9 protein-coding genes are annotated in these 14,799 nt (G+C 40.4%); 1 reads left to right on the forward strand and 8 read right to left on the reverse strand.

All coding sequences use genetic code 11. The annotated features are described in order from the left end of the window. Window positions 1–15 precede the first annotated feature (15 nt). The 6 genes from rpsG to ACSV5T_RS03270 form a co-directional block, all read right to left on the reverse strand. Complete coding sequence (gene rpsG / locus ACSV5T_RS03245; RefSeq protein WP_004693556.1) at window positions 16–486, reverse strand: 30S ribosomal protein S7; 471 nt, start codon at window positions 484–486, stop codon at window positions 16–18. A 52-nt stretch (window positions 487–538) separates the two neighbouring features. Beyond that, entirely contained in the window at window positions 539–913 is a 375-nt protein-coding gene (rpsL, locus tag ACSV5T_RS03250) for a 30S ribosomal protein S12 (RefSeq protein WP_004693554.1), read from the reverse strand. A 76-nt stretch (window positions 914–989) separates the two neighbouring features. Then, window positions 990–1,235 (reverse strand): ribosomal L7Ae/L30e/S12e/Gadd45 family protein, encoded by a 246-nt coding sequence (locus tag ACSV5T_RS03255; RefSeq protein WP_438320293.1) that lies wholly within the window; start codon window positions 1,233–1,235, stop codon window positions 990–992. Window positions 1,236–1,689: 454 nt separating this feature from the next. Beyond that, the gene (gene rpoC / locus ACSV5T_RS03260; RefSeq protein ID WP_325192585.1) at window positions 1,690–5,892 is read right to left on the reverse strand and encodes a DNA-directed RNA polymerase subunit beta'; all 4,203 of its coding nucleotides are present in this window, start codon (window positions 5,890–5,892) and stop codon (window positions 1,690–1,692) included. A gap of 29 nt (window positions 5,893–5,921) precedes the next feature. Continuing rightward, on the reverse strand, window positions 5,922–10,076 hold the full coding sequence (gene rpoB, locus ACSV5T_RS03265; protein WP_438320294.1) for a DNA-directed RNA polymerase subunit beta: 4,155 nt from the start codon (window positions 10,074–10,076) through the stop codon (window positions 5,922–5,924). Window positions 10,077–10,407: 331 nt separating this feature from the next. Next, window positions 10,408–11,823: an aspartate ammonia-lyase gene (locus tag ACSV5T_RS03270; protein WP_295794366.1), complete on the reverse strand. Its 1,416-nt coding sequence runs from the start codon at window positions 11,821–11,823 to the stop codon at window positions 10,408–10,410. A gap of 262 nt (window positions 11,824–12,085) precedes the next feature. Here ACSV5T_RS03270 and ACSV5T_RS03275 point away from each other — a divergent pair, with 262 nt between their 5' ends. Beyond that, complete coding sequence (locus ACSV5T_RS03275) at window positions 12,086–13,702, forward strand: ArnT family glycosyltransferase (RefSeq protein ID WP_438320295.1); 1,617 nt, start codon at window positions 12,086–12,088, stop codon at window positions 13,700–13,702. A 101-nt stretch (window positions 13,703–13,803) separates the two neighbouring features. On the opposite strand, the gene rplL is transcribed toward ACSV5T_RS03275, so the two are convergent. Together rplL and rplJ are read right to left on the reverse strand one after the other, a co-directional pair. After that, window positions 13,804–14,172, reverse strand: coding sequence for a 50S ribosomal protein L7/L12 (gene rplL, locus ACSV5T_RS03280; RefSeq protein ID WP_005385476.1), 369 nt, complete (start codon window positions 14,170–14,172; stop codon window positions 13,804–13,806). Window positions 14,173–14,242: 70 nt separating this feature from the next. Continuing rightward, window positions 14,243–14,749, reverse strand: a complete 507-nt coding sequence (gene rplJ, locus ACSV5T_RS03285) for a 50S ribosomal protein L10 (protein ID WP_105089712.1) — start codon at window positions 14,747–14,749, stop codon at window positions 14,243–14,245. Window positions 14,750–14,799: the final 50 nt, after the last annotated feature.

Raw genomic sequence — 14,799 nt, forward strand, 5'->3', positions numbered from 1 at the left:
AGTTGTCACCTCTTATTACCAACGATAATGAGCAAATGCTTTATTAGCTTCTGCCATTTTATGAGTATCTTCTTTTTTCTTGATTGCAGCGCCTGCATTGTTGAAAGCGTCCATCAATTCGCCTGCTAAGCGTTCTTTCATAGTGCGTTCACCACGAAGACGAGCATAGTTTACAACCCAGCGAATACCGAGTGTTTGACGGCGATCAGCACGAACTTCAACTGGCACTTGGTAGTTCGCACCACCGATACGGCGAGCACGTACTTCAAGTACAGGCATAACATTTTTCAATGCTTGATCAAAAACTTCCATTGGGTCTTGACCCATTTTGGAACGAATAATTTCGAATGCATCATATACGATAGTTTCAGCAATGCCTTTTTTGCCATCGTACATAACTTTGTTAATGAAACGTGTTACTAATTTGCTGTTGTACACCGGATCTGGAAGTACATCACGTTTCGGAACAGGGCCTTTTCTTGGCATGTTCAATTCCTCCTTTATAATGATGTGTGTTAGTTTCGTTTAATGGCTAAAATTATTTTTTAGCTTTTTTCGCGCCGTATTTGGAACGACTTTGCATACGGTTTTGTACGCCAGCTGTATCCAATGCACCACGAACGATGTGATAACGCACACCTGGAAGGTCTTTTACACGACCGCCTCTGATAAGTACAACACTGTGTTCTTGTAAATTGTGACCAATGCCTGGGATGTAAGCAGTTACTTCAATAGCGTTTGTCAAACGTACACGGGCAACTTTACGAAGCGCGGAGTTTGGTTTCTTTGGAGTAGCTGTGTACACACGAGTACATACACCACGTTTTTGTGGAGATTCTTGAAGTGCTGGAGCTGTAGATTTTTTAGTCAAGCTCATGCGACCTTTGCGTACTAGCTGATTAATTGTTGGCATTTGGGCACCTCCTTTCCAAATTTGAGATTTATAATTGATCCGTCATAACAAAGTGTTACATCGGATATTACCAAGATTAACGCAGGATACCTACCGCTGTGGCCCGCACCTTAATGCGACACGCACGACCAAGGTCATCCATAGTGTGCTTGTCATTCACAGGTATTCCCTGTTCAGCACAAGCATTTCGTATAGGTCCAACTACACTTTCATCACTATCACGTCCTACGAACACATACTTCACAGTCCCTCGTGCAATGTTTTTCAACGTTTGCTTGGCACCGATTGTTTTGTTCATCGACTTCAGATGGGCAATGTCCATAGTAAAACTCTCCTTACGAAATTATGCTACTTAGGCATACTTGCCCCTGAGCACTATGTAAGTATACCAATTACACAAACACATGTCAAACGTTTTTCGACGCTTCACACCGCTATACAACTGCATTTTATGTGTACACGTTTCCGTGCGTTTCATAATGGCGAATCATATAACAATATATGTAATTTTTATGCAAAAACAGCTATTTTATTCTCATTTTTATACATAACTTTCATATTATTTTAATTAATCACAATTCATGTATGCATAATTGATATAACTGAAAAATAAATAGTCATTTTTTAGTTCAATTTTATTAACCATATTCAATATATCTATATTATTAAACGTATAGGTTTATTTATTCTTTCTGACAATTACATCTTAACAGAGAAATTTAGTATCTATAAAAAAAGAGCGTGCCCTAAGGCACGCTCTCTTCTATTGCAATAGATTATTCTTCTACAGCAGCTTCTTCTGTAATATCGATGATTTCAGGTGTGTTTTTAACAACCTCAATCTTACGGTAACGGCTCATGCCAGTACCAGCAGGGATCAATTTACCGATGATTACGTTTTCTTTTAAGCCCAATAATGGATCGATTTTACCTTTAATAGCGGCGTCGGTAAGAACACGTGTTGTTTCTTGGAAGGACGCTGCAGACAAGAAGGAATCCGTTGCCAAAGCGGCTTTTGTAATACCCAATAATGTACGTTTGCCTGTAGCATTTTCACGGCCATTAAGAGTAAGACGACGGTTTTCTTCGTCAAAGGTATTAACGTCGACCATATCCCCTGGAAGCATATCAGCATCGCCAGCTGTTTCAACTTTTACTTTATGAAGCATTTGACGAACGATAACTTCGATATGTTTATCGTTAATTTCTACACCTTGAGATTTATATACTTTTTGTACTTCGTATACGAGGTAACGTTGAGTTGCTTCAGTACCCATTACGCGCATAATGTCATGAGGGTTGATAGAACCTTCTGTCAAACGAGCGCCCAAGGATACAACATCACCGTCTTTAACGATAATGCGGGAACCATAAGGGATGAGGTAATCGAGTTCAATACCGTCCTCACCAGTGATGAAGATAGTATTAGTACCTTTTTTACCTTCGTTAGGTACAACGCGAACTGTACCTTCGTTTTCTGCGATGATAGCATTACGTTTTGGTTTACGCGCTTCGAACAATTCTTCGACACGTGGCAAACCTTGTGTGATATCGTCACCTGCGACACCACCTGTATGGAATGTACGCATTGTCAACTGAGTACCAGGTTCACCGATGGATTGCGCTGCAATAATACCTACAGCTTCACCAACTTGAACTTGACCACCTGTACCTAGGTCGCGACCATAGCACTTGCGACATACGCCATAAGGGCTGCGGCAAGTCAATACGGAACGAATTTTAACTGTTTCGTAGTGTTTTACAACTTCATCAGCCAATGGTTCTGTGATTTCACCGTTAAGAGGAACGATAACTTCGCCAGTTTCTTTATTAACTAATTCTTCAGCTGCAATACGGCCTACGATACGATCTTTTAATGGTTCAATAACGCCAGTACCCTCAACGATTGCTTCCACTTCAATACCATGAATTTCGTTGTTACGTACTTGTACTTCTTTTACATCGGAGTTAAGAATAGCTTCGATACCTTCTTCAGTGAGGCGTGTATTAGCAGGGAAGATTTCAACACCTTCACTGTCAACAATTGCTTGTACAGTATCTTTGTTCAACATATTTTGAATCATAGTTTCTTTTAATGTTGCACGGATGCTGTCATCGCTTTCACCAAGAATAATTTTTTGAACCAAGTTAGTATGGTTGATATCGCTGTCAGAACCTAAATGTACACCGCGCAATGCGATAGATGTTACGCCGGATTCAGCAATATCAGCTAAACATTGTTCGTCTAAGATAGTTTCGGAAGGTACAACAAGTTCCCCTGTTTCTACATTCACTACATCTTTATCTAGAACACGACCAATAAGCTTGTCTTTCAACAATTCCAATGCTTGACGTGGAGATGTAGCCAAACGAGCGCGTTCACGAACGAGATCGATACCTACAACGTCACAATCGTCCTCACGAACGATAACGTCTTGAGATACGTCAACAAGACGACGAGTCAAGTAACCGGAGTCAGCTGTACGAAGCGCTGTATCGGCCAAACCTTTACGAGCACCATGAGAGGATGTAAAGTAATCCAATACAGTCAAGCCTTCTTTAAAGTTTGCTTTGATTGGCAAGTCGATGATACGACCAGATGGATCGGCCATCAAGCCACGCATACCAGCAAGCTGACGGATCTGTTGCTTGTTACCACGGGCACCAGAGATAGCCATCATGTAAACAGGGTTGAAGCCATCTTTATCGCGCGCCATATTATCCATCATGGCATCAGTAACATCTTCTGTTGCTTGAGTCCACAATTGGATAGTTTTACGGTAACGTTCTTCTTCTGTAATAAGACCACGACGATACAAGCGAGATACTTTTTCTACTTCTTGTTCCGCTGTGTCTAACAAGCCAGTTTTTACTTCTGGTACTTTAATATCTGCAATAGCTACAGTCATACCTGCGCGACGTGCGAAGGAGTAACCCAAGGATTTAATACGGTCCAAGAGTTCTGCAGTCTTTTCATTGCCAAACAATTGGAAGCATTGGTCAACCAATTTACCAACTGTTTTCTTATCCATAACCTTACCTAAAGAGTAAGTGCCATCTTCACGTTTTTCATATTGCCACAATTCTGGGAATAGTGCATTGTTGAAGATCAAGCGACCTGCCGTTGTTTCTACACGGCCATGGTCAGGTAAACGGATATAAAGAATATCTTGCAAGCCAATAATATGAGACTCGTATGCAAGCATTACTTCATCATAAGTAGCAAATGTTTTTGCTTTATCACGAGTATCTTCACGTACAACTGTTAAGTAGTATGTACCCAAGATCATATCTTGAGATGGTACTGCTACTGGCTTACCGTCCTTAGTGGACAAGATATTATGGCTAGAAAGCATCAATGTACGAGCTTCCGCTTGTGCTTCTACGGACAATGGTAAGTGACATGCCATTTGGTCACCGTCAAAGTCGGCGTTGAAGGCTGTACATACTAATGGATGCAATTTGATAGCACGGCCTTCCCAAAGGATTGGTTCGAAGGCTTGGATACCAAGTCTATGCAATGTAGGGGCACGGTTCAAGAGAACTGGATGTTCTTTGATTACCTCTTCCAAAGCTTCCCATACACCAAGACCGATTCTTTCTACTTGGCGTTTAGCAGCCTTAATGTTGGATGCTTGACCACGCTCTACCAAACGTTTCATAACGAAAGGTTTGAACAATTCCAATGCCATTTCTTTAGGCAAACCACATTGGTGCATTTTAAGTTCAGGACCTACTACGATAACGGAACGACCGGAGTAGTCAACACGTTTACCAAGCAAGTTTTGACGGAAACGACCTTGTTTACCTTTAAGCATATCGGACAAGGATTTCAATGGACGGTTACCAGGACCTGTTACAGGACGACCACGGCGACCATTATCGATCAATGCGTCAACAGCTTCTTGAAGCATACGTTTTTCGTTGCGCACGATGATATCAGGAGCACCTAAGTCTAACAAACGTTTCAAACGGTTGTTACGATTGATAACACGACGGTACAAATCATTGAGGTCAGATGTAGCGAAACGACCACCATCTAATTGAACCATAGGGCGCAATTCAGGTGGGATAACAGGGACAACATCCATGATCATCCATTCTGGGCGGTTGCCAGATTGACGGAATGCTTCTACTACTTCTAAACGACGAACTGCACGGATTTTACGTTGACCACTAGCAGTGTTCAATTCTTCGCGCAATTCAGCATTCAATGCTTCAAGATCAAGTTCTGCTAAAAGAGCTTTTACAGCCTCAGCACCCATGTCGATACATACGAAGAGAACCTCTTCAGCAGCGCCCAATTCATAACGCTCTTCACGAGTTAATTCTTCGTATTCTTTATCTGCTTCTGGGATTGTTGCATCATCGCGAAGAGCCGCATTATAGCGCTCTTTGCGTTGTGCTTCGCGAACAATAGCCAAACGTTCGTTACGTTGAGCTACTGTTTCGATTACGACGGATTTACCACCGATAGTATAACCGTCTTCATTAAATTGAGCTTCATATTCGCGGTACTCTTGCTCGGACAACAATTGGCGTTTTGCCAATGGAGTACCAGCTGGATCTACTACGATGTAGGAAGCAAAGTATAATACGCGTTCCAAGGAACGTGGAGATACATCAAGGATGAGGCCCATGCGGGATGGGATACCTTTAAAGTACCAAATGTGAGATACAGGAGTAGCCAATTGGATATGGCCCATACGTTCACGACGTACTTTTGCACGTGTAACCTCTACACCACATTTATCACAGACTACGCCTTTATGGCGAATGCGTTTATATTTGCCGCAGTGACATTCCCAGTCCTTTGTTGGTCCAAAAATGCGTTCGCAGAATAGACCATCACGTTCTGGCTTCAACGTACGGTAGTTAATAGTTTCAGGTTTCTTAACTTCCCCATGAGACCAAGCTAAGATCTGCTCTGGAGAGGCTAAACCGATTCGCATGGAATCGAATTCATTTACGTCTAGCACTACTATCGCTCCCTTCCTTATAGATAGTTTTAGTCTTCATCGTTAGAGGAATCGCCCATTGGGAACGCCAATTGGCTAAGGATATCGTCTTCACCGCCGTTATCAGCAGGTGCTTCTTCCTCTACTTCTGGCTCTACTACAGTTACTTCATCAGTTTCTACTGCACTGCCTTCCATAACTTCTTCAATGCCAGTTTCTACCACTTCATCTTCGTCATCAAGTTCTTTCATAACAACTTCTTCTTGATCTTCATTCAAGATTTTTACATCAAGACCAATACTTTGAAGTTCTTTGAGCAATACCTTGAAGGACTCAGGTACACCTGGTTCAGGGATGTTTTCGCCTTTAACGATTTTTTCGTATGCTTTCACACGACCAACAACATCGTCAGACTTAACAGTTAATAGCTCTTGAAGTGTATAAGCTGCGCCATATGCTTCGAGAGCCCAAACTTCCATTTCCCCGAAACGTTGACCACCGAATTGAGCTTTACCACCCAATGGTTGTTGTGTAACAAGGGAGTACGGACCTGTGGAACGAGCATGGATTTTATCATCAACCAAGTGATGGAGTTTAAGCATGTATACGTAACCAACAGTTACACGGTTATCCATAGGTTCACCAGTACGACCATCGTACAATACTGTTTTACCATCATCGGAACGACCAGCAATGCCTAATGTTTCAAATACGTCTTTTTCATGCGCACCATCAAATACAGGTGTAGCAATGTGAATACCAGCTACATCTGGTTTTGGCATGCCATACGTTTCATAATCGTAACCAAGGCCTTCGAGTTCATGACGAATTTCAACGCGTTTAGCACGAGCAGATTCAATATGGTTCAATGTAGTTTTAACTTTATTAATGGCTTCTAATTCTTCTACAAGAGCTGGATCCATTTCTGGAGCATCTTCTTCAGAGTCGAAGAATTCTACATGAAGTGCATTGTATTTAGCTTCAATAGCTTTAAGTTCTTGATAACGAGCTTCGCCGCCAAGAGCTTCAAGTTTCTTTTGCGCTGCAGACTCTACATGACCAAGAATTTGAGATTTCAAGTCGATGATTTTTTCATCGATGTCAAAATGAGGAACAGTTACATCTTCTTTAGCTTTTACTTCTAATTCTTCAATTTCAGCATATAAGCCGCGAATAGCGTCGATTTGTTCCCAGTAAGATGCATCAGTACGAGCTTCTTTCAATACATTTTGGATGTGAAGGTCTGTAGCTTTGATTTTCATACCTAAGCCTTGAACAGCCCAACCCAAGTGAGTTTCAAGAACCTGACCGATGTTCATACGAGAAGGTACGCCCAATGGGTTCAATACGATTTGTACTGGAGTACCATCTGGAAGGAATGGCATATCTTCTTTTCTCATAACGCGAGAAACGACACCTTTATTACCATGACGGCCCGCCATTTTATCGCCTTCGTGAATCTTACGTTTTTGAGCGATGTATACGCGAACAAGTTTATTTACACCTGGTTGTAATTCGTCACCGTTTTCACGAGTGAAGACTTTAACGTCTACAACTTTACCAGATTCGCCATGAGGTACGCGCAAGGATGTGTCGCGAACTTCGCGTTCTTTATCACCGAAGATAGCGCGTAATAAGCGTTCTTCAGGAGTTAATTCAGTTTCACCTTTTGGTGTAGCTTTACCTACGAGAATATCGCCAGGGTGTACTTCTGCACCAATGCAGATGATACCATCTTCATCAAGGTTTTTAAGTGTGTCATCACCAGTATTAGGTAATTCACGAGTAATTTCTTCGGCACCTAATTTAGTGTCACGCGCATCGCATTCGTACTCTTCAATATGAATGGATGTATAGATATCTTCTTTGCAAAGTTCTTCACTAAGCAAGATCGCATCTTCGTAGTTATAACCTTCCCAAGGCATGAACGCTACAAGAACGTTATAACCTAACGCCAATTCACCGCCATCAGTAGCAGGACCATCAGCCAATACTTGGCCTTTTACAACATGGTCGCCACGATTAACGATTGGTTTTTGGTTAAAGCATGTGGATTGGTTAGAACGAAGGAATTTATTCAAGCGGTATGTATCAACACGACCATCGCTATCACGAAGAACGTGGATTTCATTACCCCAGCAACGTACAACTTTACCAGCTTCACGAGCAAGTACGCAAACGCCGGAGTCAGTAGCTGCTGTATATTCCATACCTGTACCAACAAGTGGAGCTTGAGCGCGCAAGAGTGGTACCGCTTGACGTTGCATGTTCGCACCCATCAAGGCACGGTTAGCATCGTCATTTTCAAGGAATGGAATCATAGCTGTACCGATGGATACAACTTCTTTTGGACTAACGTCCATGTAGTCTACCTTATCAGGTGTAACTTCCAATACGTCATGACCACGACGACAAGCAACGTGTTCATTAGTGAAGTAACCTTCAGCATCGATTGGGGAGTTCGCTTGGGCAATTGTCATGCCTTCTTCTTCATCAGCGGTCATATATACAACAGAATCAGTGACACGAACTTTTACAACTTTGTCTGCATCGGCACCTGTACCATAGATTTTTTCTACTTTACGGTATGGAGCCTCAATGAAACCAAATTCATTTACTTTCGCGTAGTTAGACAAGGAGTTGATCAAACCGATGTTTGGACCTTCTGGGGTTTCGATTGGACACATACGGCCATAGTGAGAGTGATGCACGTCACGAACTTCGAAGCCTGCACGCTCACGAGATAAACCGCCAGGGCCAAGGGCAGATAGACGACGTTTGTGAGTCAATTCTGCTAATGGGTTTGTTTGGTCCATGAACTGAGACAATTGGGAAGAACCAAAGAATTCTTTGATTGCTGCCACTACAGGGCGAATGTTAATCAACGCTTGAGGCGTGATAGATTCGATTTCTTGAATTGTCATACGTTCACGAACAACACGTTCCATACGAGTTAAACCAATACGGAATTGGTTTTGCAACAATTCACCTACGCAGCGAAGACGACGGTTACCTAAGTGGTCGATATCATCTGTGTGACCTGCACCATCCATAAGGTTGAGCAAGTAAGAGATGTTAGCGATCATGTCTTCACGTGTTACTGTACGATGATCGTATGGCAAGTTGCAGTTATTACAGATAACTTTAGATTCTACACCATCGTTATTTACGATGTAGAACTCAGCGAAACCTTCACCATCGAATACGTGGCTATTAGCAACGATATCAAGTTGTTCTTCTCCAACTTGTACACCTGCATCAAGAATGATTTCGCCAGTTTCTGGATCTACGATTGGTTGAGCCAATGTTTGACCCAACATACGTTGACGCCAGCCAAGTTTTTTATTCAATTTGTAACGACCAACGCGCGCTAAGTCATAACGGCGTGCATCGAAGAACAAATTATCGAACAAGTTACGAGCAGACTCTACAGTAGGAGGCTCGCCTGGACGTAATTTTTTATAGATTTCAACCAATGCTTCATCAGCAGATTGAGTTGTATCTTTTTCTAATGTACGAACAATGCGTTCATCATATACTGGCAAACCATCTTCATCAGTTTTACCATTCCAGAAGAGGTCAAGGATGCTTTCATTAGTATCCCAACCTAATGCACGTACCAATACAGTAGCTGGTAATTTACGGTTACGGTCAATACGAACAGCAACAACTTCGCTTGCGTCAGTTTCAAGCTCAATCCATGCGCCACGGTTAGGAATAACTGTGGAATCGTACAAACGGTTACCCATTGTATCGATTTCTTTATTGTAGTAAACGCCTGGAGAACGTACCAATTGGGATACGATTACACGTTCTGCACCATTGATGATGAAAGTACCTGTGTCAGTCATCAATGGGAAATCGCCCATGAATACTTCTTGTTCTTTAATGTCCATATTTTCTGGATCATTATTTACTAAGCGAATATTTACACGAAGTGGTGCTGCGTAAGTAGCATCACGGTTTTTACATTCATTAATATCATACTTAGGTTCACCTAAGCTGAAACCTTCGAAAGAAAGTACTAGATTACCTGAATTGTCTTTAATCGGAGAAATATCGTTGAAAATATTTTGTAAACCACTCTCCAAGAACCACTCATACGATTTACGCTGAATGTCCAATAAATGCGGCATCTTGATAACTTCGTTAATTTTTGCGTACGTATAACGAGTTCGTTTGCCTACCTGTTCAGGTTTGAACATATTTGCTTTCACCCCTATCAAAACACACTGGTCTACCATTTTCTATAACGGCACGGAAAAGACATCTTACAGGTCTCAGTTTTCCTGCTCGGATAACGTCAAATAAAGCAAGGCCCATTTCATTTTTAAAAATAACCTTGCTTTCCATTAACCAAGCACAACCTTGGAAGAAAACCTCATCACTATTCAAGTTATAGTTTTTATATCCAAAAGCAGGAAACGCTACTTTTGCAATATATAATTCTATCAGTATTAAAAAAGACTGTCAACCAAAAGGGTTGACAGTCTTTCATTTTCATGCTTTATTCATGTATTAAAACAACTGACTATGTTAGTTGCCTTTTTGTTTTAAAAGATTAGCACCAGCAATACCAGGGCGAGTCATTTCTTTAGGAGAAAGGATATGATTGATTTCATCTTCAGTCAATAAACCTTTTTCCAAGATGATATCACGGATAGCACGACCAGTAGTATAAGCTTCTTTTGCAAGAGAAGATGCTGTTTCATATCCAAGATGTGGCAACAATGCTGTTACGATACCAACGGAACGATTCAACCAGTATTCGCATTGTTCACGATCTACTTCAAGATCCACGAGTAATTTATCAACAAATGTATTTACGCCGTTTTTGAGGTAGCAAAGATTATTGAATAAATTATAAGCCAATACAGGTTCCATTACGTTCAATTCGAATTGACCATTTTCTACAGCCAATGTAATGGTTAAGTCATTACCGATAACTTGGTAACATACTTGGTTCAATACTTCGGCGATAACAGGGTTAACCTTGCCTGGCATGATGGAAGAACCAGGTTGACGAGCTGGTAATTTTAATTCCCCAATACCACAACGAGGACCAGATGCCATCAAGCGGAAGTCATTGGCCATTTTAATCAATACGAGAGCAGTTACTTTCAAACCACTGGAGATATCAGCAAAGATATCTGTATTGTTAGTAGCATCAATTAAGTTTTCAGCTGTGTAGAATGGTTCGCCTACTACTTCACTAAGTTCGTATGCTACATCATGAATATAATTAGGTTCCGCATTAAGGCCTGTACCAACTGCAGTAGCACCCATGTTAATTACATGTGCACCTTCAACGGCAGATTTAATACGTTTAATACCGCGGCGAACACCAGATGCATAGGCACCCATTTCTTGGCCTAATGTAATTGGCACCGCATCTTGTAAGTGAGTACGACCCATTTTCAAAATTTCGCTATATTCATCAGCCTTTTTCTCAAGTTCATCAACAAGACGTTGTAATGCTTCAAGTAAAGGTTTAGATTTCAAAATTGCACATACCTTGATTGCTGTTGGGAAAGCATCATTTGTAGATTGTGCCATATTACAATGGTTGTTAGGGCTTACAACATCATAGCTTCCTTTTGGATGACCCAAAATTTCACAAGCACGGTTAGCCAATACTTCGTTCATATTCATGTTTACAGAAGTACCTGCACCACCTTGAATTGGATCAACAGGGAATTGGTCAGCAAATTGACCTTCAATTACTTCATCTGCAGCTTGTACAATAGCTTTACCTATAGATACATTCAAGCGACCAGTTTTCATATTCGCTAAAGCAGATGCTTTTTTTACCATTGCCAATGCTTTGATAAAATCTTGGTCCAAGTGTTTTCCTGTAATATGGAAGTTTTCTAATGCACGAATTGTTTGTACACCGTAATATAATTCATCAGCTACTTCTAATTCGCCTAAGAAATCATGTTCTTTTCTCATAATAAATCCTCTTTCTACTATTTTTATACAAAATAGTATTTCAATGAAACGGTTTTATCTTACGCGCTCATTATAGCATGTATTTTGTATACATAAAAGTCATTTCATGTATTCTGTACAAACAATATTCTATACAATATATTATTTCATAAATAATTTTTTTGTAACTATTTCCATATTGCTAAAAGCTTTATCTTTCATTGGTTTAATTATTACACGCCCTATAGTACAATAATATAAACTATGTAAGTAAGGAGTAATTATGATTAACAATCACATGCTGCGCATAGGTGCGCTATTTTTATTAACCGTACTGAGTTACGGTTTCTATAACGCCTATCTACCCATAACAGATCCGGTTGAGTCCAACTATGTATTATCTGCTATTACAATGTTAAAACATAACTCATGGATATCACCCATGATATATGACCAAGTCTGGTATGATAAACCGCCCCTCACCTATTGGGCGCTTATGATAAGCTATAAACTATTTGGCATATCTGACTTTACATCGCGCATACCAAATACACTTATTGCTGGTGGCAGTGTTGCGCTTATGTACCATCTTGTGTATCGCATTAAAGAGTCCACGCATATAGCAATTACGAGTGCCATACTTTTGTTTGGTGCCTTACAGTTCTGGTACATTTCTCACGCAGTCATAACAGACGGCTTCCTATTCTTCTTTTCACTAGCCATCTTCGGCTATTCTTATCTAGCTTTCACCAAGAACGATAAACATTCCATGGTGAAAGCCTATGGGGCAGCAGCCTTAGCGGTCGTAACTAAAGGGCCCGTTGGTATTGTTCTTCCTGGATTAATACTATTACTATTCATTGCTGCACGATGTTTCACCCAAAAAGATAAAGATGATTACTCACTTGCTAAGGATATTACATTATTATTTAATCCTTTGGGAATTCTCTTATTTATAGTTCTTGCCAGTCCATGGTACATCGCTATGTACTCGATTCACGGTCAAGAATTCATATCTGGTTTCCTAGGGCTTCACAACATGGAGCGAGCACTTGTATCTGAGCATCCAAAATTCAATGTTTGGTATTATTACCTAATCATTGTCCCTCTTGCTCTATTACCATGGACACCAGCCGTTATTTACCGACTCAAAAACATTACATGGAAAAATAATTTTTATCTTCTCGGCGCCATCTGGTTTGTAGTAATTGTATTATTCTATTCACTAGTGGCCACAAAGTATATAACCTATACGTTACCAGCAATAATCCCATGTCTTATCTGGGGCGCTGAAGCTATCACAACTAGCTGCCATAACAAGAGTACTAGTTTTAAATATATTGTAACGATTCCATTAGGCATATATACAATCTTATTCCTAGTAGCCAGCATCGCAACACCAGAATTAAATCCTATACCATTAATTAGTGCATTCGTATTACTAGTACTATTTGCACTAGTAGTTAAACGGTATAGAAATCGCAACGTACCATTATCTATCTATTTAGCCACACCTTTAACTATTTTATATACGGCAATCACAATAACTGTAACACCTATTTTATCTGATCAATCGGGGCTTCAATTCAAGCCATATATTGAGTCAAGTGCTCAACACACATATATATATGGTACCTACTATACATCGATTGTATATTATACAAAAGATACCCCAACTCAAGTATTTGTACATACTACAGATAATCCTCTATGGACAGCAGGCAAAACATTGATGCCCACAATAACAGTAGATGAGTTTGATACAAGGGTATCTAATGAAAAAGGTGCTACCATCATTGTACCAAATAAATATAGTAAAGAATTTGCTAATTCACCAACCAATAACATAGCAACAGAAGTTGGAAAAACTAAATCGGCTAGCATTTATAAAATTCAATAATTATAGAAAAATCAGCTAATTGGTATTGATAGATAACTACAAATTTTATTTCTATAACAAAAAAGGCGTACCCATGGGTACGCCTTTTATTATGGCTAGAATTATTTCAATTCTACAGTTGCGCCAGCTTCTTCCAATTGAGCTTTCAAAGCTTCAGCTGCTTCAGTAGCTACGCCTTCTTTTACAGGTGCAGGAGCGCCGTCAACGATAGCTTTAGCTTCTTTCAAGCCAAGACCAGTTGCTTCACGAACAACTTTGATTACGTTGATTTTGGATGCGCCAGCATCTTTCAAGATTACGTCGAAGGAATCTTTAGCAGCGCCGCCTTCAGCACCACCAGCAGCTGCTACAGCTACAGGAGCTGCTGCAGTTACGCCAAATTCTTCTTCAATTGCTTTTACAAGATCATTAAGTTCAAGAATAGTTGCTTCTTTCAATTCAGCAACGATGTTTTCAATGTTCAATGCCATTTTAGTTTTCCTCCATAAAATAGTTTATTGTATCAGTCTTAAGCGACCAATGAATACTTCGCAGAAATTATTATTCTGCAGCTTCTGCTGGTTGAGCTTCTGCAACAGCTTTGACAGCGTATGCAACGTTGCGAACAGGAGCTTGCAATACGGAAAGCAACATGGAAAGCATGCCTTCGCGGTTTGGAAGACTTGCAATTGCTTTAACACCAGCAGCATCCATAACTTCGCCTTCAACGATACCAGCTTTAACTGTTACAACTTCTTTCTCAGTAGTTTTGATGAATTGTTCGATTACACGAGCAGGTGCAACAGCATCTTCTTTAGAAGTAGCCAATGCAGTTGGACCTTCTAAATGCTCAGCGAAACCTTCAAGATTCAATTCATTTGCAGCAATGCGAGTCAAAGTATTTTTGATTACTTTGTATTCAACGCCTTCAGCCAACATTTTGCGGCGAAGATCAGTTGCTTGCGCAACAGTCAAACCAGTGTAACCAATCAATACAGCGCCTTTTGCTTCAGAAAGAGTTTCTTTCATTTGAGCAACGATTGCTTTCTTTTGTTCAGTGACAGCCATTAGATTACCTCCTTGTAGATTTTTTGGTGCTCTATGTACTATCTTAGCGT

This window comes from Veillonella sp. ZSJB6, from assembly GCF_051549505.1.
In the GTDB taxonomy this organism is placed as follows: Bacteria; Bacillota; Negativicutes; order Veillonellales; family Veillonellaceae; genus Veillonella.

Bases quoted from the DNA above. Each gene is read 5' to 3' on its own strand.
- rpsG (WP_004693556.1), bottom strand. From the start codon at position 486: ATGCCAAGAAAAGGCCCTGTTCCGAAACGTGATGTACTTCCAGATCCG.
- ACSV5T_RS03270 (WP_295794366.1), bottom strand. From the start codon at position 11,823: ATGAGAAAAGAACATGATTTCTTAGGCGAATTAGAAGTAGCTGATGAA.
- rplL (WP_005385476.1), bottom strand. From the start codon at position 14,172: ATGGCATTGAACATTGAAAACATCGTTGCTGAATTGAAAGAAGCAACT.
- ACSV5T_RS03255 (WP_438320293.1), bottom strand. From the start codon at position 1,235: ATGGACATTGCCCATCTGAAGTCGATGAACAAAACAATCGGTGCCAAG.
- ACSV5T_RS03275 (WP_438320295.1), top strand. From the start codon at position 12,086: ATGATTAACAATCACATGCTGCGCATAGGTGCGCTATTTTTATTAACC.
- rplJ (WP_105089712.1), bottom strand. From the start codon at position 14,749: ATGGCTGTCACTGAACAAAAGAAAGCAATCGTTGCTCAAATGAAAGAA.
- rpsL (WP_004693554.1), bottom strand. From the start codon at position 913: ATGCCAACAATTAATCAGCTAGTACGCAAAGGTCGCATGAGCTTGACT.
- rpoB (WP_438320294.1), bottom strand. From the start codon at position 10,076: ATGTTCAAACCTGAACAGGTAGGCAAACGAACTCGTTATACGTACGCA.